This is a genomic window from Methylobacterium sp. Leaf118 (genome assembly GCF_920984675.1).
In the GTDB taxonomy this organism is placed as follows: Bacteria; Pseudomonadota; Alphaproteobacteria; order Rhizobiales; family Beijerinckiaceae; genus Methylobacterium.
On sequence record NZ_CAKLBV010000054.1, the window covers coordinates 1 to 22,196 of the forward strand.

The 22,196-nt window shown below is 72.8% G+C and carries 22 protein-coding genes; 14 read left to right on the forward strand and 8 right to left on the reverse strand.

The annotated features are described in order from the left end of the window. From LW587_RS18625 to LW587_RS18635, 3 genes are all read left to right on the forward strand, one after another. Window positions 1-1,088, forward strand: a 1,088-nt coding sequence (locus LW587_RS18625) for a DUF2339 domain-containing protein (RefSeq protein ID WP_232631088.1), incomplete at its 5' end; no start/stop codon positions are given. A gap of 255 nt (window positions 1,089-1,343) precedes the next feature. Continuing rightward, window positions 1,344-1,808 (forward strand): anaerobic typically selenocysteine-containing protein, encoded by a 465-nt coding sequence (locus tag LW587_RS18630; RefSeq protein WP_232631089.1) that lies wholly within the window; start codon window positions 1,344-1,346, stop codon window positions 1,806-1,808. A gap of 156 nt (window positions 1,809-1,964) precedes the next feature. Further along, entirely contained in the window at window positions 1,965-2,369 is a 405-nt protein-coding gene (locus LW587_RS18635; protein ID WP_232631090.1) for a hypothetical protein, read from the forward strand. A 54-nt stretch (window positions 2,370-2,423) separates the two neighbouring features. Here the strand turns inward: LW587_RS18635 and LW587_RS18640 are convergent, their stop codons facing one another. The 3 genes from LW587_RS18640 to LW587_RS18650 all read right to left on the reverse strand — a co-directional run bounded on the left by LW587_RS18640 (window position 2,424) and on the right by LW587_RS18650 (window position 5,570). Then, a complete protein-coding gene (locus tag LW587_RS18640; protein ID WP_232631091.1) occupies window positions 2,424-4,046 on the reverse strand; it encodes an AMP-binding protein in 1,623 nt (540 codons plus the stop codon). A gap of 29 nt (window positions 4,047-4,075) precedes the next feature. Further along, entirely contained in the window at window positions 4,076-4,684 is a 609-nt protein-coding gene (locus tag LW587_RS18645) for a nitroreductase family protein (RefSeq protein WP_232631092.1), read from the reverse strand. 106 nt (window positions 4,685-4,790) lie between these two features. Next, window positions 4,791-5,570, reverse strand: a complete 780-nt coding sequence (locus tag LW587_RS18650) for a class I SAM-dependent methyltransferase (RefSeq protein WP_232631093.1) — start codon at window positions 5,568-5,570, stop codon at window positions 4,791-4,793. A gap of 87 nt (window positions 5,571-5,657) precedes the next feature. On the opposite strand from LW587_RS18650, the gene LW587_RS18655 reads away from it, so the two are divergent. The 3 genes from LW587_RS18655 (at window position 5,658) to LW587_RS18665 (ending at window position 7,787) form a co-directional block, all read left to right on the forward strand. After that, window positions 5,658-6,137, forward strand: a complete 480-nt coding sequence (locus LW587_RS18655; protein ID WP_232631094.1) for an Rrf2 family transcriptional regulator — start codon at window positions 5,658-5,660, stop codon at window positions 6,135-6,137. Further along, window positions 6,134-6,928: an enoyl-CoA hydratase gene (locus LW587_RS18660; protein ID WP_232631095.1), complete on the forward strand. Its 795-nt coding sequence runs from the start codon at window positions 6,134-6,136 to the stop codon at window positions 6,926-6,928. Before LW587_RS18655 ends, LW587_RS18660 begins: the two co-directional genes overlap by 4 nt. Before the next feature lie 79 nt (window positions 6,929-7,007). Then, window positions 7,008-7,787, forward strand: coding sequence for an endonuclease/exonuclease/phosphatase family protein (locus LW587_RS18665; protein WP_232631096.1), 780 nt, complete (start codon window positions 7,008-7,010; stop codon window positions 7,785-7,787). Here LW587_RS18665 and cls read toward each other — a convergent pair. Continuing rightward, entirely contained in the window at window positions 7,678-9,114 is a 1,437-nt protein-coding gene (gene cls, locus LW587_RS18670; RefSeq protein WP_232631097.1) for a cardiolipin synthase, read from the reverse strand. The genes LW587_RS18665 and cls overlap by 110 nt on opposite strands. Window positions 9,115-9,502: 388 nt before the next feature. Between cls and LW587_RS18675 the strand changes: the two genes are divergently transcribed. Next, window positions 9,503-9,721, forward strand: a complete 219-nt coding sequence (locus tag LW587_RS18675; RefSeq protein ID WP_232631098.1) for a hypothetical protein — start codon at window positions 9,503-9,505, stop codon at window positions 9,719-9,721. Window positions 9,722-9,829: 108 nt separating this feature from the next. Here LW587_RS18675 and LW587_RS18680 read toward each other — a convergent pair whose 3' ends face one another. The 3 genes from LW587_RS18680 to LW587_RS18690 form a co-directional block, all read right to left on the reverse strand. Then, on the reverse strand, window positions 9,830-11,602 hold the full coding sequence (locus tag LW587_RS18680) for an MFS transporter (protein WP_232631099.1): 1,773 nt from the start codon (window positions 11,600-11,602) through the stop codon (window positions 9,830-9,832). A gap of 299 nt (window positions 11,603-11,901) precedes the next feature. Continuing rightward, complete coding sequence (nudC, locus tag LW587_RS18685; protein ID WP_232631100.1) at window positions 11,902-12,837, reverse strand: NAD(+) diphosphatase; 936 nt, start codon at window positions 12,835-12,837, stop codon at window positions 11,902-11,904. After that, window positions 12,837-13,253: an HIT domain-containing protein gene (locus LW587_RS18690; protein WP_232631101.1), complete on the reverse strand. Its 417-nt coding sequence runs from the start codon at window positions 13,251-13,253 to the stop codon at window positions 12,837-12,839. Before LW587_RS18690 ends, nudC begins: the two co-directional genes overlap by 1 nt. A 219-nt stretch (window positions 13,254-13,472) precedes the next feature. Between LW587_RS18690 and LW587_RS18695 the strand changes: the two genes are divergently transcribed. The 3 genes from LW587_RS18695 to LW587_RS18705 all read left to right on the forward strand — a co-directional run bounded on the left by LW587_RS18695 (window position 13,473) and on the right by LW587_RS18705 (window position 16,894). Continuing rightward, a complete protein-coding gene (locus LW587_RS18695; RefSeq protein WP_232631112.1) occupies window positions 13,473-14,495 on the forward strand; it encodes an HD-GYP domain-containing protein in 1,023 nt (340 codons plus the stop codon). 97 nt (window positions 14,496-14,592) lie between these two features. Continuing rightward, the gene (locus LW587_RS18700) at window positions 14,593-14,901 is read left to right on the forward strand and encodes a PepSY domain-containing protein (protein ID WP_232631102.1); all 309 of its coding nucleotides are present in this window, start codon (window positions 14,593-14,595) and stop codon (window positions 14,899-14,901) included. A gap of 289 nt (window positions 14,902-15,190) precedes the next feature. Continuing rightward, window positions 15,191-16,894 carry a DEAD/DEAH box helicase gene (locus tag LW587_RS18705; protein WP_232631103.1) on the forward strand — a complete coding sequence of 568 codons (1,704 nt, stop codon included), beginning with the start codon at window positions 15,191-15,193 and terminating at the stop codon, window positions 16,892-16,894. Window positions 16,895-17,052: 158 nt separating this feature from the next. Here LW587_RS18705 and LW587_RS18710 read toward each other — a convergent pair whose 3' ends face one another. Beyond that, on the reverse strand, window positions 17,053-17,964 hold the full coding sequence (locus tag LW587_RS18710; RefSeq protein WP_332839846.1) for a hypothetical protein: 912 nt from the start codon (window positions 17,962-17,964) through the stop codon (window positions 17,053-17,055). Between the two features lie 447 nt (window positions 17,965-18,411). Between LW587_RS18710 and LW587_RS18715 the strand changes: the two genes are divergently transcribed. From LW587_RS18715 to LW587_RS18730, 4 genes are read left to right on the forward strand one after another with little or no spacing between them, the layout of a single operon-like run. After that, the gene (locus LW587_RS18715) at window positions 18,412-19,893 is read left to right on the forward strand and encodes an ATP-binding protein (protein ID WP_442919169.1); all 1,482 of its coding nucleotides are present in this window, start codon (window positions 18,412-18,414) and stop codon (window positions 19,891-19,893) included. A 10-nt stretch (window positions 19,894-19,903) separates the two neighbouring features. Then, a complete protein-coding gene (locus tag LW587_RS18720) occupies window positions 19,904-20,632 on the forward strand; it encodes a response regulator transcription factor (RefSeq protein ID WP_232631105.1) in 729 nt (242 codons plus the stop codon). Beyond that, window positions 20,629-21,294, forward strand: a complete 666-nt coding sequence (locus LW587_RS18725) for a TenA family protein (protein WP_232631106.1) — start codon at window positions 20,629-20,631, stop codon at window positions 21,292-21,294. Before LW587_RS18720 ends, LW587_RS18725 begins: the two co-directional genes overlap by 4 nt. After that, the gene (locus LW587_RS18730) at window positions 21,275-22,078 is read left to right on the forward strand and encodes a DJ-1/PfpI family protein (protein WP_232631107.1); all 804 of its coding nucleotides are present in this window, start codon (window positions 21,275-21,277) and stop codon (window positions 22,076-22,078) included. Before LW587_RS18725 ends, LW587_RS18730 begins: the two co-directional genes overlap by 20 nt. The last annotated feature ends 118 nt before the right edge of the window (window positions 22,079-22,196 follow it).

Consider the following 22,196-nt stretch of genomic DNA (forward strand, 5'->3'; position numbering starts at 1 on the left):
TCGCGAGCCTGTGCCTCGGCCTCGTCTTCGCCCTGTCGGGCGGCTCGCTGACCCCGGCCCTGGCCGCGGCGGCGCTGGCGACCGCGATGATCGCCCGCCGCCTCGACATCCCGGCGCTTCGCTGGTGCGTCGCGGGTCTGGCCGCGGTGGTCGCCGCACGGTTGGCCTACGACCCGGTCCTGGCCGGTCCCGGCCTCTCGGCGACGCCGATCCTCAACGGGCTCCTGCTCGCCTACGGGCTGCCGGCCCTGTGCTTCGGCCTCGCCGCCTGGGCGATCCGCCACGACGACCACCGGGGCGACATCCCCGAGGGCGTCGCGCAGGGCGTGAGCCTCCTGCTCGCCGGCCTCCTGGTCTTCCTGGAAATCCGCCACGCCCTGCGCGGGGGCGACCTCGCCACGCCCGGCACGAGCCTGCTCGAACAGGGCCTGACGACCCTCGCCTCCCTCGGCTTCTCGCTGGTCCTGGGGCGCGTCTCCGGCGCGCTCGCCTCGCCCGTCCTGCGGGTCGGGGGGCTGGTGTTCGGCTGCCTCGCCCTGATCCAGGGGGCGATGGGGCTGGGGCTCGCCGCCAACCCGGTGCTGACCGACGAGCCCGTCCTGGGCGGCGTTTTCGTCAACGACATCGTCCTCGCCTACGGCGCCCCGGCCGCGGCGGCCCTGGTGCTGGCGCGCCTCTCCCGGGGCGTGCGCCCGGCGTGGTTCGTGCGGGCCGCGAGCGGGCTCGGGCTCGGGCTCGCCTTCCTCGGGACCTGCCTCGCCGTGCGCCACGGCTTCCAGGGGGAGCGGATCGGCCTCGACCGCGGGATCGAGCAGGGGGAGTGGTACGCCTATTCGGCGGCGTGGCTCCTGCTCGGCCTGCTCGCCCTGGCCTACGGCATCTGGCGCGGCTCGACGCCCGCCCGCCTCGCCTCGGCGGCCCTGGTCGGCCTCGCGACCCTGAAGGTGTTCGCCTTCGACCTCTCCGGGCTGGAAGGCCCCTTGCGGGCGCTGTCCTTCCTGGGGCTCGGCGCCTGCCTGATCGGCATCGGCCTCGTCTATCAGCGCTTCGTCTTCGCCCCCCGCCCGCCGGCGGAGGAGACGCCGTGAACCGGACCCGCGGACGGGGCTTCCCATTCCGGGACCGCCCGCGGGGGCCGGCCTTGAGGCTCGGCTAACCGGCATCGGGCATTCTCCCCCTCGAGCCACGTTGCGTATCGGCTCGGTCGTGCAGGCACGACACGCCCCGCCGTCCCGTTCGGGCGGCGGGGCCGCCCACGCGGCGGGGGGTCGCAAGCCCGGAACGTGGCCGAGGCCCACCCTCTTCCCCCGGCGATCCCCTTCGACGCCGAGGATGCTCCGCGCATGCGCCCCCTGACCGCTCGCCTGTTGCCCGCCGCTCTGCTCGCCCTGTTCCTGCCGGGGGTCCAGGCCGCCCGGGCCGAGGGCAAGCCCCTGCCGCCGCCCGCGAGCGCGGCGATGCCCCCCATCGAACTCACGGTCGAGATGCGCGACGGCAAGCCGGTCTGCGGTCCGGCGGAACTGCGCCTGCCCGCCGACACCAACGTCGCCCTCTCCATCGTGAGCCGGGCCGACCAGCCGGTGACGATCACCCTGCCCGACCAGTTCGAGAACGGCCGGGTGCTGCATGCCGACGGCGACCTCGTTCACGTGGCGAGCGAGAAGGGCTACACGGTCAAGCAGAACGGCCGCGGCACGCTGCGCCTGCGCACCGTCGCGGCGGGCGAGCGGACCTATGCCTGCACCGGCGCCAACAGCCGCAGCACGCCCTTCGAGGGCAAGGCCGTCTTCGCGCCGCCCGCGGGGTGAGGCCGTTCTCCGCGGCAGAGGCGCAAGGATCCTTTGGAGGGATCCGGTCGAGAGATCCGGTCGGGGCCGGGGGCGCGGGCTTGCCCGCGCCCGCGTCCGGACCGAGGATGCGGGCTCTGACAGGAAGCGGCCGACCGGAGCGGCGCAGGGAGCGACATGGGTAAGCCCACGAACGACGACGACCAAGCCGTCGAGCGCCTGACGCTCTACATGCTCAAGGAAACCTACTGCGCGGCCGCGGCGGCGCTGATGCGCATGAACCCGGCGGCGTCGGGCGACCTGTTCCGGGCCTTCGAGCGCCAGATCGCCGACGCCCTCGACCGCATGCATGTCAGCCGCTCGGAAGGGCCGGATTCGACCGCCATCGCCGTGGCGGTCGGCACCCGGATCGCCGACATCCTGGATCAGGCCCATCGTCGGCAGTTCGAGCCCGGCGGCCCCGGTCCCGCTGTCAAGGCCGAGGCGAGCCCCGGCCTGCCGGCGCCTCGCGAGGCCGAGAGCCCGCAGGACGCCGCCGAGATCCTGGCGGAGCTGCACCGGCGCTGGTCGGCGACGTCCTGAGGGCCGCCTCGCGGTTTTTTCGAGAATCCCGCGTCCCCCGCTCCTGTCGAGGGTCTATCCCTCGTCCCGCAGGAGCCGGCGGATGATCTTGCCCGTCGTGGTCATCGGCAGGCTGTCGCGGAAGGCGAGTTCCCGTGGCACCTCGTGGGCCGAGAGGGTTCGCTTCGCGAAGGCCAGGATGTCGGCGGCGAGGGCCTCGGAGGGGACGAAGCCCGCCCGCGGCACCACGAAGGCCTTGACGATCTCGGTCCGGAGCGGATCCGGCCGCCCCACCGCCGCCGCGAGCGCCACGGCCGGGTGGCGCAGGAGGCAATCCTCGATCTCGGTCGGGCCGATCCGGTAGGCCGCGGAGGTGATGAGGTCGTCCTCCCGGCCGACGAAGTGGACGTAGCCGTCGCCGTCGCGCCGCGCCGTGTCGCCGGTCATCCACCAGCCGTCCCGGAATTTTTTCGCGGTCGCCTCCGGCTGGTTCCAGTATCCGAGGAACAGCACCGGGTCGGGGGCCCGCACCGCGATCTCGCCGGGCTCGTCGATGCCGGCCTCGCGGCCGTCCGGACGCAGGATCGCGATCCGGTGGCCGGGCACGGGCCGGCCGGTGGAGCCCGGCCGGGCGACCCCGGCCCGACGGCAGGAGGCGAGCACGAGGTTGCACTCGGTCTGGCCATAGGCCTCGCCGATGGTGAGCCCGAGGGCGTCGCGCGCCCAGGCGAAGGTCTCGGGCCCCAGCGCCTCGCCCGCCGAGGCGATGTTGCGCAGAGCCGCGAGATCGAAGCGCGTCCGCGGAGCCTCGACCGCCCGCAGCATCCGCAGCGCGGTCGGCGGCAGGAAGGCGTGGGTCACCTTCAGGTCGGCCATCAACCGGAAGGCGGCCTCCGGCTCGAACCGGGCGGTCGGGCGGGCCACCACCGGCAGGCCCAGCCGCAGGCTCGGCATCACGACATTGAGCAGGCCCCCGGCCCAGGCCCAGTCGGAGGGTGTCCAGATCGGCCCGTCCCCGGGGCCGGGGAAGTCGTGCATCATCAGGAAGCCCGGCAGATGGCCGAGCAGCACCCGGTGGCCGTGCAGCGCCCCCTTGGCGAGTCCCGTCGTGCCGGAGGTGTAGATCATCAGCGCCGGATCGTCGGGCCCGGTCTCCCGCGTCTCGAATTTTTCGTGACGTCCCTCCGCCATGAGTGCGGCGAGGTCTGCAGCCCCGTCCCCGGCCCCATCGACGCGGATGAAAAGCGTCAGGTCGGGCAGCGCGTCACGGATCGGCGCCAGCTTGGCCAGACCCGCGGCGTCGGTGATCACCGCCCGCGCCCCGGAATCGGCGAGGCGGTAGCGCAGGGCCTCTTCCCCGAACAGGCCGGCGAGCGGCAGGGCCACCGCGCCGAGCCGGTAGGCCGCCAGATGGGCGAGGACGACCGCGGCCGATTGCGGGAGCAGCACCGCGACGCGGTCCCCCACGCCCACACCGCGCGCGGACAGACCCGCCGCCAGAGCGAGGGAGCGGGCCCGCAGCGCGCCGTGCGTGAGCGTCGCGACGGCGCCGTCGGGCGCGTGTTCGAGGATCGCCGGGCGGTCCGGCTCGGTCAGCGCCCAGCGGTCGTTGACGTCGGCGGCGATGTTGTAGCGCTCGGGGATTTCCCAGCGGAAATCCCGGACGAGGGCCTCGTAGGTGGTGGCCGGCTCCAGCACGGCGGCGTTCCCCTTCCGCTCGGTCCCGCTCAGGCGTCCTTCGGGAAGCCGCCCGCATGGACGAAGTCGGTGATCGGGCGCCGGGCGTTCGGCTGCTCCTTGGCCCGCTGCTCCTCGGTCAGCTCCGCCCAGGGAACGGCGCGCCCGACCGCGTAGGCGGCCTCGATCCGGTGATGCTCGGGCACGTTCAGCGTGGGGACCGCCCGCTCCCGGTCGAACCCGCCCATGCCGTGGACATGCCAGCCCAGGCGGTTGGCCTGCAGCGCGAAGGCCAGCGAGGCCGCGCCCGCGTCGAGGGAGTGGCTGGCCGAGGGCTTCAGGTCGTCGCCGACCTTCATCCGGCTGTTCGAGACGAGGAAGACGAGGGCGCCGGTATCCACGGCCCATTTGCGGTTGCCGGGCACGAGCAGGTCGAGGAAGACCGACCAGTCCGGCGTGTCGCGCAGCGCGTAGAGGAAGCGCCAGGGCTGGGAATTGTAGGAGGAGGGCGACCAGCGCGCCGCCTCGAACATCCGCTTGAGGTCGGCCTCCGGCACCGCCTCTCCGGTGAAGGCCCGGGGAGACCAGCGTTCGAGGAAGAGCGGATCGATGGCGTGGTCGGGCGTGCGGGGGCTCGGGCGGTCGGTCTCGGCGCTCAACGGGCGGGCTCCTGGGGCGTTCGGCACGGCGCCGTCTCGCCCGGAGGGTATGGCACCCCGCGGTGCGGTGCAAAAGGGCCGTCTCGTCCGTGCCCGGACCGCTCGCTCAGCGCCGCGCCACGCCGATCAACGCCGTCGAGGGAACCGGAAGGACCGGCCGCCCCTCCGCCATCCGGCGCATCTCGGCGATGCACTGCGCCTTCTGGGCCTCGTCCAGGCCCGCCCAGTCCTGCGACAGCCCGAACAGCGCCTCGGGGTCGGCGAGCGCCGCGACATCGAGCGCGTAATCGTGGGTCACGACGTTGATGCACGGATCGCGGTAGCCGGCGGCGACGAGTTCGCCCGCGAACACCGCCGGATCGCTCAGCACCGTCACGGCGTCCGGCAGGGCCGCGAGCTCGATCTGGGGGAACAGCCGGCGGCGCACCTCGCGCAGCAGCAGGAAGGTGGCCGCGCCGCCGCGCTGCCAGGTGGCGACGGCGCCGTGCCCGCCGGGGCGCGTCACCCGCGCCATCTCGGCGAGCCCCTTGCGCCAGTCCGGGAACAGGATGACGCCGAAGATCGAGAAGACCGCGTCGAAGGCTCCGTCGGGCAGGGTGAGCGCCTGCCCGTCCATCACCCGGGCCGCGACGTTGGGGAGCCCCGCCGCCGCGATGCGTGCGACCATCCCGGGTGAGAAATCGATGGCGAGCACCTCCGCGCCCGTCCGCGCCGCCGTCAGCGCGAGCGCCCCGGTGCCGGCGGCGACGTCGAGGACGCGCTGGCCGGGCCCCGGCGCGACCCGCGCCAGGGCCGCCGCCGCATAGCGCGCCGTGAAGGGATGGGCGGTCGTGCCGTAATGCGCGGCGGCCGCATCCCAACGGGCCGGGTCCTCGTAACCGCGCATCGCCGATCCTCCCTGTTTCATGTAACTTCATGAGTATCGTGATCGGGCGCGCTTGCCAATCCCGTCCGGTGGGCGAAGACTCGCGGCGTGCGAAGCGACAGCCGCCTTTCCCGGATGCTCCACGTGCTGCTCCACATGGCGCGGCACGAGCGCCCCATGACGTCCGAGGCGATCGCCGGGATGCTGGGCACCAACCCCGTGGTGGTGCGGCGCACGATGGCGGGCCTGCGCGAGGCCGGCTACGTGCGCTCGGACAAGGGCCATGGCGGCGGCTGGGCGATCGCCGTGCCCCTCGACACGGTGTCGCTGCTCGACGTCCACCGCGCCGTCGGCGGGCCGCGCCTCTTCGCGATCGGCAACGACCGCGCGAACCCCGACTGCGCCGTGGAGAAGGTCGTCAACGCGGCGATCGAGGGGGCCCTGCGCGAGGCCGAGGCGCAGCTGATCGCCCGGCTCGGCGCGGTCAGCCTCGCCGAACTGGCCCGGAGCTTCGATGCGCGCTGCCGGGAGGCGGGCGGCTGCGACGCTCCGGGGCCGACCGCCCCCCTGCCCAGGAGAGACCCGTGACCGAGCCTGACCGAGACACGCGGCTGCTGCTGCGCGAGGACCGCGACGGCGTCGCGACGCTGACCCTGAACCGGCCGCAGGCCCGCAACGCCCTGTCCTTCGCCCTCCTCGAGGCCCTGCGGGACGCCTTCGCGGATCTCGCGGAGGACGACGGCGTGCGCGCCGTGGTGCTGGCGGCGGCGGGGCCGGCCTTCTGCGCCGGGCACGACCTCAAGGAGATGACCGGCTTCCGGGCCGGGCCCGACCGGGGCGCGGAGACCTTCCAGACGCTGTTCGGCCTGTGCTCGGCGGTGATGATGGCGATCCCCGCCTTGCCCCAGCCGGTGATCGCGGCGGTGGAGGGCGTGGCCACCGCCGCCGGGTGCCAGCTGGTGGCCTCCTGCGATCTCGCCGTGGCCGGCGCCGAGGCGCGCTTCGCCACGCCCGGCGTGCAGATCGGCCTGTTCTGCTCGACCCCGATGGTGGCGCTCTCGCGCAACCTGTCGCGCAAGGCGGCGCTGCGGATGCTGCTCACCGCCGAGGCAATCGGGGCGGAGGAGGCGCGCGCCCTCGGCCTCGTCAGCGACGTGGCGGAGGCCGGCGGGGCGCTGGCCGCCGCCCACGATCTCGCGCGGGGCATCGCCGCCCGCAGCGCCGCCACCGTGCGGGTGGGCAAGCGCACCTTCTACGCGCAGATCGAGATGCCGCTGGCCGAGGCTTACGCCCATGCCGGCCGGGTGATGGCCGAGAACATGCTCGCGCGGTCGGCCGAGGAGGGCATCGGCGCCTTTCTGAGCCGGAAGGGACGTTGAACCCCGCGAAACCGATTCCCGCTCTGCGCATTGCCTCGGCACTGCCCGGAGGCCGCCACGGGCGCGCGAACGGATTGCCATGCTGCTGCGTCGCCCCCCGCCGAGTCCACCCGAGCCCGGCTCGGAGTCCAGGAAAATCGTGAGCTGGAACCTGCTCCGGCGCACCGGCGCGGCGGTGGATTGCCTCGCCGCGCTGATCGAGCGGGAGCGACCCGACCTGCTGCTGATGCAGGAGGCGACCCGGGAGATCGGCGCGCTCAAGGAGCGGGTCGGCGGGGTCTATGCCTGGGCGCAGCTGCCGGGTCGCATCCACGGGCTCGCCATGTGGAGCCCGACCCCCTGGGAGCGGGAGCCCGAGATCGTCCCCCTGCCGCCGGGCGTATTGATCGACCGGGTCTGCCAGGTGCTCCACGGGGGCGCGTTCGGGATCGCCAACGTGCATCTCTCCCACGGGCAGGTGCTGAACCGGCGCCAGCTCCGGCGCATCGAGGCGCATCTGCCGGCCCGCGCGGCGGTGCTCGGCGACTACAACATCGTCGGCCCCGCCCTCCTCCCGGGCTTCCGCGATGTCGGCCCGCGGCGGCCGACCCATGCCATGGTCGACGTGCTGCCCCTGCGGCTCGACCGCTGCCTCGTGCGCGGCCTCGTCTGCCACGAGCGCCAGGTCCTGCCCCGGGGCCTGTCGGACCACCATCCGATCGTGGTGCGGCTCTCGCCCGAGCCGGAGGGGCCGGCCACGGTCGGCCGGCTCAGAGGTATGGCAGAAGCAGTCGGACGGCTGCGTCGCGCAGGCGCCGGGCCGGGGGGCGGGCGGCGAGATCGGCCTGGGTCAGGGGGATCTCGCACTTCTCCGCAATGAACGTCTCCAGCCGCCGGGCGAGACCCGTATCGTAGACCTCGAGGTTGAGTTCGAAATTCAGGCGGAAGCTGCGCGAATCCCAGTTGGCGCTGCCGATGAAGCACCATTGCCCGTCGATCACGAGCGCCTTCGAATGGTCGAAGGGCGGGGCGTCGAGCCAGATCCGCACGCCGCTCTCCAGGAGCGGGTCGATATGCGCCCGCGTCGCCCAGTCGACGATGGGGTGATCGCTGCGGGTCGGGATGACGACGTCGACCGCGATGCCCCGGGCCGCCGCGAGGCAGAGCGCGCCGACCACGAAATCGTTGGGCAGGAAGTAGGGCGTCGTCAGCCGGATCGAGGTCCGGGCGCAGGCGATGGCCTGAAGGACCACCGTGGCGATCTTCTCGACATCGGCGTCGGGACCCGAGGTGACGACCCGGGCGATGATGTCCCCCGCGGGCGTGAGCGGCGGCAGCCATGCCTCGCCCTCCAGCTCCTCTTCCGAGACGAAGGCCCAGTCGACGATGAAGGCCTGGGCGAGCTGCTCGACCACCGGGCCCTCGATCCGGAAATGGGTGTCGCGGATCGGGAATGTCGGGCTCCGGGAGACCCGGTTGTGGTCGGAGATGTTGACGCCGCCGGTGAAGGCGATGCGCCCGTCGAGGATGAGCAGCTTCTTGTGGGTGCGCAGGTTCAGGAACGGCATCCGCCAGGGCAGCACCGAATGCATGAACAGGCCCGCCGGCACGCCGAGCCGGCGCAGGCGCCGCCACGCAGCCGGGAAGAAGTAGCCGCTGCCGATCCCGTCGAGGATGACGCGGACCTCGCAGCCCCGGTCCATGGCCTCCTTGAGGGCCGCGATGAAGGTGCGGCCGGTGTCGTCGTCGCGGAAGATGTAGCTCGACAGGGCGACGCTCCGGCGGGCCTCCGCGATCGCCGCCAGCATCGCCGGATAGGCCTCGTCGCCGTTGCGGTAGACGGTGATGCCGGTGCCGGCGACCATCGGCATCCCGGTGATCGCCTGCACCGCCCGGTCGAGGGGCCGGTAGGCGTCGGGCACGGAGGCCGAGGCCTGGGGGGTGTCGTCCACCTGCCGGGAGGGGCGCCGCTTGAGCCGACGCGCCCGCCGCTCGACGCGGTTGATGCCGAAGGTGAGGTAGAGGGCGCTGCCGATGAAGGGGGCGAGCCACGCCAAGCCGATCCAGGCCATGGCGGCCCCGACGGCGCGCTTCCTCAGAAGCACGTGAAGGGTGACCGCGAGCGAGACCGACAAGCCGAGGGCCGCCAGGATGTCCGCACGGATCAGGCCCGGCGTTCCGAGCCATCGGTAAAGGGCTTCTTCCACCGCGCCGCTCGGCCTCCCGCCGCCGCACCGGGCGGCCGCCTCCGGCAATAGGCCAAGCCGGGCCCCGCGAACAGGCGTGGCGGATGCGCCTCCCGTGCGAAGGCGCCCTTCGCCCCGGCCCGCCCTTCGCCCCGGCCCGCCCTTCGCCCCGGCCCGCCCTTCGCCCCGGCCCCTCGCCGCCCGGTTGCCGTCTCTGCCGCCAGCCCCCTTCGGACCGACCGTGCCGACGGCGCCCTGTTCAGGCTTAGAATTATTCGAAGTGAGATGCCCGTTTCATTGACCTGCGTCCCGGTTTTTATTTGTAATGCCTAAAAACTGGCGCCGAAAGATTTGGAAAACAATTGCTGTTCGCCTCGCCGGCACCCGAACAAGTGCTAAATCGCATTTCATGATGAAGCTCAAGCCGGCCTACCTCTACCAGTTGCGCCTGGTCTCCTACGGGCCGCGCTTCTACGCGAGGCGCCACGCGATCCGCTATCTGGAGAAGCTCGGATACCTCCAGCCGACGGGCCGCGAGCGGGCCGAGGATCGCACCCTCGAATACGCGATCACCGAGGCGGGCCAGCAGGCCCTGGCAGCGGCCTCGGAGCAATCGAAGCCGGAGTGATCCGGGCTCCGGCCCCGGTGGAAGGCCCGGCCGGAGGCCGCGGCGCGAACGAGAAAGGGCCCCGCCTCGCGGCGGAGCCCTTCTTCGTTTCGGACGGGTCGACGCGGATCAGTCGTCGGCGAAGATGTCCCGGTCCTTGGTCTCGGGGATGAACAGGAGCCCGATGGCGGCGGTCGCGAGCGCGATGACAATCGGGTACCAGAGGCCGAAATAGATGTCGCCGGTCTGGGCCACCATGGCGAAGGCGGTCGCCGGCAGCAGGCCGCCGAACCAGCCGTTGCCGATGTGGTAGGGCAGCGACATCGAGGTGTAGCGGATGCGAGTCGGGAACAGTTCGACCAGCGCCGCCGCGATCGGCCCGTAGACCATCGTCACGTAGAGGACGAGGATCGTCAGGATCGCGATGATCGTCAGCTTCTGCGCCGAGAAGATGTCGACCACCTTGGCGAAGTTCGACAGGCCGTCCTTGGGATCGATCGCGATCTTCACGATCCCCGGATCGGTCGCCGCCGGGTAGCCCGCCGCGGTGAGCGCCGCGCCGACTTCCTTGGCGAAGGTCGGGTCGGAGGCCGCGAACTCCTTGCCAGCCACGCTGACGGTGGCCTTGGTGCCGGCCGGCTGGTTCTCCGTGGAGTAGTTCACGGCGCTCCGGGCGAGCAGCGCCTTGGCGATGTCGCAGGAATTGGTGAACTTGGCCGTGCCGACCGGATTGAACTGGAACGAGCAATCCGCCGGGTCGGCCTTGACGATCACCTGCGTGTTCTGCTGCGCCGCGTGGAGCGCGGGGTTGGCCGCCGCGGTGAGCGCCTTGAACAGCGGGAAGAAGGTGAGCGCCGCGATCACGCAGCCGCCGAGGATGATCGGCTTGCGGCCGATCTTGTCGGAGAGCGAGCCGAAGAACAGGAACCCGCCGGTGCCGAGGATGAGCGACCAGGCGATGAGCACGTTGGCCGTGAACTGGTCGACCTTCAGGATCGTCTGGAGGAAGAACAGCGCGTAGAACTGGCCCGTGTACCAGACCACGGCCTGGCCGGCGGTGAGACCGAGCAGCGCGAGAAGCGCCCACTTGGCGTTGCGCCACTGGCCGAAAGCCTCCGAGAGCGGCGCCTTGGAGTGGTTGCCCTCTTCCTTCATCTTCTTGAAGGCCGGGCTCTCCTGCATCTGCAGCCGGATCCAGACCGAGATGCCGAGCAGCACGATCGAGACCAGGAACGGGATGCGCCAGCCCCAGGCGGCGAACGGCGTGATGGTCGAGGCGCTGCCGTCGGCGGCGGTGACGGGCACGGGCGCGTAGTTCGCGTTGACGTAGATCTGCGTGAACAGGATCACCATCAGCGAGAGCAGCAGGCCCAGCGTCGCCGTCGTCTGGATGAAGGCGGTGTAGAAGCCGCGGCGACCCCTCGGCGCGTGCTCGGCCACGTAGACCGCGGCGCCGCCATACTCGCCACCGAGCGCGAGGCCCTGGAGCATGCGCAGGGCGAGCAGCGTGGCGGGGGCGACCCAGCCGATCCCGTACTCGTTCAGCGTGGTGTAGGAGGGCAGCAGGCCGACGCAGAAGGTCGACACGCCCATGATCAGGATGGTCACGAGGAACGTGTACTTGCGGCCCACCATGTCGCCGAGCCGGCCGAACACCAGGGCGCCGAAGGGACGGACCAGGAAGCCCGCCGCGAAGGCCAGCAGCGCGAACACGTTGCGCGTCGCTTCCGGATAGGCCGAGAAGAACTGCGCTCCGATGATCGCGGCGAGCGAGCCGTAGAGATAGAAGTCGTACCACTCGAAGACCGTGCCAAGCGAGGAGGCCAGGATGACCTTCTTCTCGTTGCCGGTCATCGGTCTGACCGCGCTGTCCGTCCGCGGCACTGCGGCTGCTGTCGCCATCAGGCGTTCCTCCAGGATCTTGCGAATTGTTTTTTGACACCGCTCGTGGTGCGCGCGAACGCTATGTCAAGATGCCCTGTGGCAGAAGGGGGCCGGAGTGCCGGAAATCGGTTTTTTCATCAAGAATTTATGGAGGAATACGGCCGCGCTTCAAAAAGGACTGAAGCCCTACCTGGCGGCGCCCGAATGTGTGCTTGGACACGTTTGACCGACGTATTTATTCCGCTCGCGCGTCTTGCGAGAGGCCCCCCGGGAAAGGGCGCCGCCTTTGGCCGGCAGGTGGGCGGGAGCCCCCGCCCTCAGGTCCGGCCTTCCACCCAGTCGCGCAGGAGCAGGTGGGCGATGGCGGTCTCCGGCGGCACCGTCAGGCCGTCGGGATGCGTGCCCGCCAGCATCCGCGCCGCCGCCTCGCGGGAGAACCAGCGCGCATCCTCCAGTTCGGCCGGGTCGATCGCGACGGTCTCCGAAAGGGCGTCGGCGACGCAGCCGATCATCAGCGAGGACGGGAAGGGCCAGGGCTGGGAGGCGTGATAGGCGACGGCGCCGACCCGCACGCCGGTCTCCTCGAAGGTCTCCCGGCGCACCGCGTCCTCGACGGTCTCGCCGGGCTCGATGAAGCCGGCGAGGCAGGAATACATGCCGGGCTTGAAATGGGCGCCGCGCCCGAGCAGGCAGGCATCCCCGCGCCGCACCAGCATGATCGCGACCGGATCGGTGCGCGGAAAGTGGTGGAGCCCGCACGACCCGCATTCCCGCCGGAACCCGCCCGCCGCGGCCGCGGTCGGGCCGCCGCAATTGGCGCAGAAGCGGTGCCGGCCATGCCAGCCGAGCAGCGATTTGGCAGTCGCGACGAGGCCGAGCTCCTCCCGGGCCACCGCCCCCTCGGCGGCGAGCGCCCGCAGGTCCAGCACCCGGTAGGCGGGGTCCGGGAAGCGTTCGCCGGCCTCCGCCGCGACGGCGGCCGCGAAGACGGGCCGCCCGTCGACCCGCCCGAGGAACACCGCGATCTCCGGCGGGTCGATCTCCGCCCCGTCCCGCACGGCCAGCAGCGCGGTGGCGGGGTCCGCCCCCGAGGCCGAGCGGACGATGACCCGCTCGGCGGCGATCAGGACGAGGCCCGCCTCCGGGTCGGCCCCGGCCAGGGTCGGGCCGGGGCCGGCCTCCGCCGTGTGGCGCACGAGGCGGCTGCCCGCATAGGCGAGGGCGTCGCGCCCCTTCTGGCTCGCGCGCGTCATCAGGCGTCCGCGAAGAGCTGGGCGGCGCGCTCCAGGATCTGGGCGCGGGCATGGAGCGGGTAGGGCCGCCGCTCGCCGTGCCCCCAGACCGGCCCGGGCCAGGCGGGATCCGAGCGGAAACGGGCGACGACGTGGAGGTGAAGCTGGGGCACAACGTTGCCGAGGGTGGCCACGTTCACCTTGTCGGGCCGGACGAGCGCCTGTACCACACTGACGGCTATACGAATCTCCCCGGTCAGGGTCGCCGCGTCGACGGCGCTCAGGTCGGTCAACTCGCTCACCCCCGCCCGGCGCGGCACCAGGATCAGCCAGGGAAAGCGCGCGTCGTCCATCAACAGGACGGAGCACAGGGCAAGGTCGCCGACCGCGTGCGTGTCGGCGGAGAGGCGGGGATCGAGGGAGAAGGCGTCGGTCATGCCGGGGATCTAGCGCGCCGGACGCGCTCGGGGATCGTTGCCGTGATTTCAGCCTCGCTTCATCGTGTTCTGACCCGCCTCAGCGCCGCGCTCGAGGGCCGGCGGGTCTCGGGACCACTCGCCGATTCCCACCCGGACGACGCTGCCCTTTCGGCCGCCCTCTCGGCCGCCGTCCCGCCCGCGACCGAGGGAGCGGACGCGACGGGGCTCGTCGCCGTCGTGGCGGCCCGTGCCCCGGCCTCCCTGGTGCTGGCGCTGCACGGCCTGCCCTGCGCCACCGCCGTCGTCCCCGTCGGCGTCCGGTTGATCGAGGAACTGTCCGCCCAGGCGCCCGACGTGATCCTGCTGGAGGCCGAGCCCGAGCGCTACGACGCGCCGGCCCTGATCCGGACCCTGCGCGAGAACGACGCCTTCGCGCGCACCCCCGTGCTGCTGGTGGCGGACGGCGAGCCCCGCCACCTGCGCCGCCTCGCCCGCGAGGCCGGGGCCAGCGATGTCCTGGCCAAGCCCTTCGACGCCCTCGAACTCGAGGCCCGGGTCGGTCTGCTGATCGAATTGGCCCAGGCGCGGGCCGAGAGCGGCCGGCAGGCCCTCGCCCTGCGCCGCGACGCCGCCCGGGCGCTCGCCGAATCCGCCGCCCGCGAGCGCGAGATCATCCGCCGCCTGATGCTCGCCGCCGAGTTCCGCGACGATCAGGCCGGCGACCACCTCACCCGGGTCGCCGGCTGCGTGATCGCGGTGGCGGAGGGCCTCGGCCTCTCCCAGGCCGAGGCCGACGACGTGGCGCTCGCCTCGACCATGCACGACATCGGCAAGATCGGCGTGCCCGATCACATCCTGCTGAAGGCCGGCCCCCTCACCCCCGAGGAGTGGACCGAGATGCAGCGGCACGCCCTGCGCGGCTACCACATGCTCTACGACAGCCCGTCGCGCCTCCTGCGGATCGCCGCCGAGATCGCCCTGACCCATCACGAGCGCTGGGACGGCAGCGGCTATCCCCGCGGGCTGAAGGGCGAGGAGATCCCCCGCTCCGGCCGCATCGTGGCGGTGGCCGACGTGTTCGACGCGCTGATCTCGGCCCGCAGCTACAAGATGGCCTGGCCGCTGGAGAAGGCCCGCGCCCATCTGGAGGCCGAATCCGGCCGCCACTTCGATCCCGCCTGCGTCGCGGCCTTCCTGTCGCGCTGGGACGACATCGTGGCCCTGGTCCAGGAGCGCGCGGACGGGCTCGTCCCGTCCTGATCCGCTGCCTGACATTTGCCTGACGGCGCCCGTCAGGCCGGCGCAGGGCGCGACGCGTCACGAGGATGCGGTGTCCCTTGAACCAGGAGCCTCCTCCATGACGACGCCCTTCACGAGAACCCTGATCGCGGCCGGCCTCCTCGCCGGCGCGGTCGCCGGCCCGGCCCTCGCGGACGACCGCCCCGGCCCCGACTGGATGCCGGCCGAGCAGGCCGTCCGTGCCCTCGAGCAGGCCGGCTACGGCCATGTGCGTGGCCTCGAAGCCGATGACGGCGTCTGGGAGGGCAAGGCCAGCCGGGACGGGCGGATGGTCAAGGTCAAGGTCGATCCCCGCACCGGGGCCGTCTCCGAGAAGGCGGACCGCAAGGCCGGTTCGGGGGCCGAGCGCGACGACGACGACGATTGAGCCTCGCTCCGGCGGGGCCGTGACAGCCCCGCCGGCCCGTCACCGGCGGACGATGAACGTCCGATCGAAGGGGACCGGCACGACAGGGACGGCCCCCTGCCTTCGCACCGCGGCGGCCGGGAGCGTGACCGGCGGCGGCCTGCGCGCGACCGCCGGAGGGCGGCCTCGTGAGACCGCGCGCTCGCGCAACGCCGCCGCGCGGTCGGCGAAGTGGTCGCCCGCCTCGCGAAGCGCTAGAAGGCAGCCGACCGATTCCCGATCCGGCCCGAGAGGCCGTGAAAGCACCCCTTTGCCCTTTCCGTCGCTCCCCACTCCCCTCGCCCGGGCGCTCGACGCGCGCAGCTACGCCGAGCCCACGCCCGTCCAGCAGGCGGTACTCGACACCGAGAACGGGCGCGACCTGCTCGTCTCGGCCCAGACCGGCTCCGGCAAGACCGTCGCCTTCGGGCTCGCCATCGCCGACGTGCTCCTCGCCGCCGACGAGACCCTTCCGGCCCCGGGCGCGCCGCTGGCGCTCGCCATCGCGCCGACCCGCGAACTGGCGCTCCAGGTCCAGCGCGAGCTGACCTGGCTCTACGCCGAGACCGGCGCGCGGGTGATCGCCAGCGTCGGCGGCATGGACCCGCGCCGGGAGGCCCGGGCGCTCGAGGCCGGGGCCCATATCGTCGTCGGCACGCCGGGGCGCCTGCGCGACCATCTGGAGCGCGGCCGGCTCGTCCCGACGCGCCTTCGCGCCGTCATCCTCGACGAGGCGGACGAGATGCTCGACATGGGCTTTCGCGAGGACCTGGAGTTCATCCTGGCCGCGACGCCCTCGGAGCGGCGCACGCTCCTGTTCTCCGCGACCCTGCCGAAGGCCATCGTGGCCCTGGCCGAGCGCTACCAGCGCGACGCCCTGCGCCTCGCGGTGGCGGGTGAGACCCGCGGCCATGCCGACATCGCCTACCGGGCCGTGCGGGTGATGCCGCGCGAGGTCGAGCACGCCGTCGTCAACGTGCTGCGCTTCGTCGATTCGCCGGTCGCCATCGTCTTCTGCAACACCCGCGACGGGGTGCGCCATCTCCAGGCCTCGCTGACCGAGCGGGGCTTCTCGGCCGTCGCGCTGTCGGGCGAATTGGGACAGGGTGAGCGCAACGCCGCCCTCCAGGCCCTGCGCGACGGGCGCGCCCGGGTCTGCGTCGCCACCGACGTCGCCGCCCGCGGCATCGACCTGCCGGGCCTCGACCTCGTGATCCACGCCGACCTGCCCCACGACGCCGAGGTGATGCAGCACCGCAGCGGCCGCACCGGCCGGGCCGGGCGAAAGGGCACCAGCGTGGTGCTGGTGCCGCCCGCCCGGCGGCGGCGCGCCGAGCAGATGTTCGCCGTCGCCCGGGTGAACGTCGAATGGAGCGGCCCGCCGACGGCGGAAGAAATCCGTGAACTCGACCGCGAGCGGATGATGTCCGATCCGCTGCTCGCCGAGGTCGAGCCCGAGGAGGACCGCGACTGGGAGCGGGACTGGGCCAGCGCCCTGCTGGAGCGCTTCCCCCCCGAGCGCCTTGCCGCGGCCCTGGCGCGGCTCTACCGCTCGCGCATTCCCGTGCCCGAGGAAGTGGGCGATCCGGGCTACGAGCCGCCCCGGCGGGCCGACCCTCGCGTCGGCGCTCCGCTCGGCGCGCCGCGGATCGGCGAGGACGAGCCCGGCATCTGGTTCCGGCTCAATCTCGGCCGCCGCGACCGGGCCGAGCCCGGCCGCCTGCTGCCGATGCTGACCCGGCGCGGCCAGATCGGCCGCGGCGACATCGGCGCGATCCGCATTTCCGAGCGGGAGACCACCTTCGAGGTGCGCGGCAGTGCGGCGGACGCCTTCGCCGACGCCTTCGCCCGCCGGGGACCGGCGGATCTGCGCCTCGAGCGGATGCAGGGCGAGGCCCCCGCCCCCGCCAAGGCACCCCGGAGCTCCCGCGCCACGAAGCATCGCCGCGAGGTCTCGAAGGTGCAGCGCGGCTGAGGCCGCCTGCGGCGACCGGGTCCGGCGTACCATCGGGGCGGGCGTAAGCGGAGCGATCCGGCCCCGAACCGCGCGCCGCAACCGACAGGGGCAAGCCCGATCTCGGGTGGAATGCCGGCGCGGTCGGATCGCTCCGAAGCGAGCGAGGGGAGGCGGGGTTACTCCCCGCCGCCCTCGCCGCCACTCTTGCCGCCGAGCAGGGCATCCCAGCCCGCGCGGATCTGACGGCCGCCGGGAATCTTCATGCCGAGCACTTCCGGCTCGTCGTCGGCGACCGGGGGGGAGCGCGCGGGCGGAGCGTCGGCGGGCGTCGCCTCGGTCACACGGGTCCGGGCCGCGGTCTTGCGGGCGGCTTCGGCCTTCTCGGGTTTCGTCGCACCTGACTTGGGCGCCTCGGCCTTCGCGGTCTCCGGTTTGGCCGTCTCGACCTTCGCCGTCTCGGCTTTGGCCTTCGCGACCGGCAGGGAGACGAAGCGGGCCGGCTGCTCCGGCTTCGCCCGCACCGTCTCGGCGCGGCTCGGCGCCAGCGCCGGGGCCACCTTGGCCGGGGTGACGGGCGCCGCGGCCCGCGCCGGCGGCAGGGTCTGGGTCGGCTCGATCGGCAGGTTCGGGCGCCCTGCGGTCGCGACCGATGCGGTGCGGGTCGGCTCCGCCGGGATCGGGGCCGGTGTGGCCGCCGCGGCCTGGATCGGGGCGACGACCGGGGACGCCGCGCGCGTCGCCTCCGTCCGGAGCGGCGGCTCGGCGGGCGGCAGGGTGATCCGCGTCGCTTCCGCGGCCGGTCCCCCGGACAGGGCGGGTACGCCGTCCTTCAGGTCGGGCCATTGCGAGGCGACCGGCGCGACCCGGGCGGGCCGGGCCCGCGGATCGGCCAGGCCGGAGAAGAAGGTGAGGGCCCCGGCCGTGAACACGGCGAGCGCGGTGCCGCCGAGGGCGATACCCCCGAGCAGGCGCAGGCGGGACGGTGCCCGCGCCGGCGGCGGCGCGGCCTCGGCGTGGCGGGTCTCGGACGGGTGGATCGCCACCGACATGCGGTCGGCCTCTTGCACGTTGTACCCCTGCAACAACACGGCCTCGACAATGCGGCGGCAAGATGTCCGGCGACGTCTCGCCAGTGTTCGGGACGGCGAATTCCCCGCGAAACTGACGAAGACTCAGGGGCGCGGGCCCTTCTTGAGTCCTGCCGGTTCGGCGAGACGCTCGGTCTTCGATGTGCCGCCCGCGACTCTTACGGGCGCCGATTTAACGGAGCGTGCACGACGCCGCGGGTTAGGCCGATGCAGGGGAACCCCACTTTAAGAGAAACATCAGTGCGCCGGCTCCCGCGGCGGCCTTTCGCGCCATGGACTTTCGCAACACCTTCGGCCACGGTGCCGACCGTGCCAAAACCGCAGGAATACGAGGACTTTATGCGATGTGGCCTTGCCGAATGATCCCGGGCGCGCCGCGCCTCCGGGCGGCGGCCTGACCGCTCGGCGGCGCCCGTGCCGAATGCTCCTGCGCCCACCGCCGCCGGAATGGACCCGGGCGAGCTCCCGGCCGTGAGCCCCGACGCGCCGGGAACGGTCGACGGGGGCCGCGCCGCCGGCTCCGCGCCGTTCTGGGCCGGCTGGTCGACGCGCACGCGCTTGATCCTCGCCGTGTTGGTGATCGATGCCCTGGCCGCCCTGCTCTCCTGCGGCCTGATCGTCCTCAACGCCCGCAACGCCGTGCAGGTGGAGATGGAGGCGAGCCTCGCCACCGTGGAGCCCCTAGTCGCCGACACGGTCCGGTCCCTGCGCACGCCGAGCCCCGACAGCCTGCTCCACACCCTCGATCTGCGCTTCCAGGCCCTGCGCCACGTCCGGGTCACCATCCTGAACGGGGCGGGCGAGCGGGTCGGGTTCGGCCCGGCCGACCGGGGGCGGGACGTGCACGACGTGCCCGGCTGGTTCGTGCGGATGATCGCCCCCGCGCCGCGCCAGCACGACCTGCCGATCCTGATCGGGTCGGCGCGCATCGGCACCGCCGCGATCACCACCGAGCCCCTCGACGAGATCGAGGAGGTCTGGGGCTATGCCCATTCCCTGGCGCTGGCGAGCCTCGTCCTCAACCTCTCGGTGCTGGCCGCCCTCGCCATCGCCCTGGGGCGCATCCTGCGCCCCCTCGACGACCTTGCCGCCGGCCTGACCCGGCTGGAGCGCCACGACTACACCGCCCATCTCGCCCCGCCGGCCTCCCGGGAGCTCGCCGTCATCGCCGAGCGCTTCAACCGCGTGGCGGGGGCGCTGAGCGAGGCGCGGGCGGCCAACGGACGCCTCAACCGCCAGCTTCTGACCGCCCAGGACGACGAGCGCCGCCGCACGGCGCTGGAACTGCACGACGAGTTCGGCCCCTGCCTGTTCGCCCTCGAGGCCAACGCCGCCTCCGTCGCCCGGCTGGCCGCGGGCGAGGGCGCCATCGACCGCACCCGCCTCGGGGCGCGGGCCGCCGATATCGGCAGCATCGTCGCCCAGGTCCAGAGCCTCAACCGCGACCTCCTCAACCGCCTGCGGCCGCACGCCCTCGGCGAGGTGCCGCTTGCCGAATGCCTCAACCTGCTCCTGCGCGATTTCGCCCGACGCCATCCCGGCACCGCCTTCGAGGGAGGGTTCGAAGGGCTGGCCCGGGGCTACGGCGATCTGGTCGACCTCACGGTCTTCCGCTGCATCCAGGAGAGCATGACCAACGCCGTCCGCCACGGCGCCGCCGCCCATGTGCGGGCCGCGGCGGCCGAGGAGGCCGCGGAGGTGGGCGACGGCCGCATCCTGCGCGTGACGGTGCGGGATGATGGCCATGGCGTCGCCCCCGGCCACCGCGTCGGCCTCGGCCTCTCGGGGATGAGCGAGCGCGTCGAGGCCCTCGGCGGACGCTTCTCCCTTGACAAGGGCGATCCCGGCACGGTTGTCCGGATCACCATACCGATCGACCCCGAGCACGCCGGCGAGGCCGCGAGCCCGCCCGCGCCGCAGGAAAAGTGACCCGTCGGACATGAACGCGCAGGCGATGACCGCGACCCCGACCCGGGGCGCTTTCGACAAGGGTGTCCCCGGCCGGGGGGGCGCCGCCAAGGATGCCGTGGGCCCCTCCCCGGTCCTCGTCATCGACGATCACCCGATCGTGCTCCAGGGCTGCCGCCGCGTGCTGGAGGATGCCGGCATCGAGACGGTGGTGGAGGCGACCGGGGTGGTGGCCGGCTACCGCGCCTTCCACCGCCTGCGCCCGCGGGTCGTGATCTGCGACCTCACCTTCCAGGGCTCGGGGCTCGCCGGCCTCGGCCTGATCCGCCGGATGCGCGCCATCGAGCCCGAGACCCGCGTGCTCGTCTTCTCGATGCACAACGATCCGGTCATCGTCTCCCGCGCCCTGGAGGCCGGGGCGCTCGGCTACGTGCTCAAGGATCACGCCTCGAACGAGCTGTTCCAGGCGTTCGAGCGGGTGCGCGGGGGCGAGGTCTTCCTCGACCGGCGGCTGGCCACCGAGGTCGCCATGCTGCGCGCCGATCCGCGCCGCACCCCCGAGACCCAGCTGACGCCCCGCGAGCAGCAGATTCTGGCCCGCTTGGCCCTCGGCAAATCCTACGGCGCCATCGCGGCCGACCTCTCGGTCTCCTACAAGACCGTGACCAACGCCTGCTCGCAGATGCGCCAGAAGCTGAGGGTGCGGACCCTGGCCGAACTGATCCACGTGGCGGTCACGCAGGCGCAGCGACAGGGATGACCCGCTTCTCGGACGAAGCCTGGGCGGCGAACCGCGCCGCCTACGAGGCGATCCGCACGATGCCCTTCAACGCGGAGCTCGCCGCGGGCAGCCTGAGCCCGGAGCGCTTCCGCCGCTACATCGTGCAGGACGCCCATTACCTCATCGGCTTCGGCCGGGCGCTCGCCCTCGCCGCCGCCAAGGCGCCCGATCCCGACCGGATCGTCCAGTTCGCCCGCGGCGCCGAGACCGCCATCGTGGTCGAGCGGGCGCTCCACGGCGGCTTTTTCCAGACTTACGGCATCGACGCGGCGACGTTTTCCGCCACGCCCCTGTCGCCGCCTTGCGACCACTACGTCGCGTGGCTCCTCGCCAGCGCCTACGCCGAGCCCTACGAGGTGGTGCTCGGCGCCCTCCTGCCCTGCTTCTGGATCTACGCCGAGGTCGGCCGCGCCATTTTTTCGAAGGCCGCCGCGGACAACCCGTACCGGGCCTGGATCGACACCTATGCCGGGGAAGAGTTCGCGCAGGCCGTCGCCGCCATGATCGCCGCGACCGACGCCGCCGCCGAGGGCGCCTCCCCGGCCCTGCGCGCGCGGATGCACCGGGCCTATGCCCGCGCGACCCAGCTCGAATACCTGTTCTGGGACGGGGCCTACCGCGATGTCGCCTGGCCCGTCTGACGGCACAGCCGAGTCCCTGGCCCCTCCCCTCGACCGGCGCGCCTTCACGGCCGCGGCGCTCAGTGCCGCGCTCGCCCTGCCGCACGCTGCTGCCCGTGCCGAACCAGCCACGCGGTCATCGTCCAAAACAATCGCGATCCTGCTCTTTCCCCGCATGACCGCCCTCGACGTGGTCGGGCCGCAGAACCTCCTCGCGGGCCTCGGCCCGATCGAGCTGGTCGCCGCCCGCACCGGCCCGGTCGCGAGCGATACCGGCCTGTCGATCACGGCGACCCACACCTTCGACACCTGCGCCCGCGATCTCGACGTCCTGCTCGTGCCCGGCGGCGATGGCACGCCCGCGCAGATGCGCGACGCGCCGACGCTGGCCTTCCTCACCGACCGGGCCGCACGCGCGACCTGGGTAACCAGCGTCTGCACCGGTTCGCTGATCCTCGGCGCCGCGGGCCTGCTGCAGGGCTACCGCGCCACTTCGCATTGGTGCGTGCGCGACGCGGTGCTGCCGCTGCTGGGCGCCGAACCCGTCGATCAACGCATTGTGTTCGACCGCAACCGCGTCACCGCCGCGGGCGTCTCCGCTGGCCTCGACTTCGCCCTGGCGCTCGCCGCTCGCCTGCGCGGCGCGGCTTATGCCCGGACCGCCCAGCTCGTGGCGGAATACGCGCCGCAGCCGCCGTTTGCGGCGGGGACGCCCGCTGCCGCTGGGCCGGAGACGGTGCGGGCAGCGGACGTGATCTTGGCGGAGCTTTTGGTAGAAGCCCGGGCGGCGGCGTCGGGGCGCTGACGCCAATGTCGAACTCTTATGCCGCTCCGATTTTGTCTGTGTTTGATGTCGATAATTGATCGGAGCTTGATCGATTGATGATGGTCTCGAAATCATTGGCATAAGATCGTTTAAAAGA

Bases quoted from the DNA above. Each gene is read 5' to 3' on its own strand.
- LW587_RS18630 (WP_232631089.1), top strand. From the start codon at position 1,344: ATGCGCCCCCTGACCGCTCGCCTGTTGCCCGCCGCTCTGCTCGCCCTG.
- LW587_RS18635 (WP_232631090.1), top strand. From the start codon at position 1,965: ATGGGTAAGCCCACGAACGACGACGACCAAGCCGTCGAGCGCCTGACG.
- LW587_RS18650 (WP_232631093.1), bottom strand. From the start codon at position 5,570: ATGCGCGGTTACGAGGACCCGGCCCGTTGGGATGCGGCCGCCGCGCAT.
- LW587_RS18665 (WP_232631096.1), top strand. From the start codon at position 7,008: ATGCTGCTGCGTCGCCCCCCGCCGAGTCCACCCGAGCCCGGCTCGGAG.
- LW587_RS18675 (WP_232631098.1), top strand. From the start codon at position 9,503: ATGATGAAGCTCAAGCCGGCCTACCTCTACCAGTTGCGCCTGGTCTCC.
- LW587_RS18680 (WP_232631099.1), bottom strand. From the start codon at position 11,602: ATGGCGACAGCAGCCGCAGTGCCGCGGACGGACAGCGCGGTCAGACCG.
- nudC (WP_232631100.1), bottom strand. From the start codon at position 12,837: ATGACGCGCGCGAGCCAGAAGGGGCGCGACGCCCTCGCCTATGCGGGC.
- LW587_RS18690 (WP_232631101.1), bottom strand. From the start codon at position 13,253: ATGACCGACGCCTTCTCCCTCGATCCCCGCCTCTCCGCCGACACGCAC.
- LW587_RS18700 (WP_232631102.1), top strand. From the start codon at position 14,593: ATGACGACGCCCTTCACGAGAACCCTGATCGCGGCCGGCCTCCTCGCC.
- LW587_RS18715 (WP_442919169.1), top strand. From the start codon at position 18,412: ATGGACCCGGGCGAGCTCCCGGCCGTGAGCCCCGACGCGCCGGGAACG.
- LW587_RS18720 (WP_232631105.1), top strand. From the start codon at position 19,904: ATGAACGCGCAGGCGATGACCGCGACCCCGACCCGGGGCGCTTTCGAC.
- LW587_RS18725 (WP_232631106.1), top strand. From the start codon at position 20,629: ATGACCCGCTTCTCGGACGAAGCCTGGGCGGCGAACCGCGCCGCCTAC.
- LW587_RS18730 (WP_232631107.1), top strand. From the start codon at position 21,275: ATGTCGCCTGGCCCGTCTGACGGCACAGCCGAGTCCCTGGCCCCTCCC.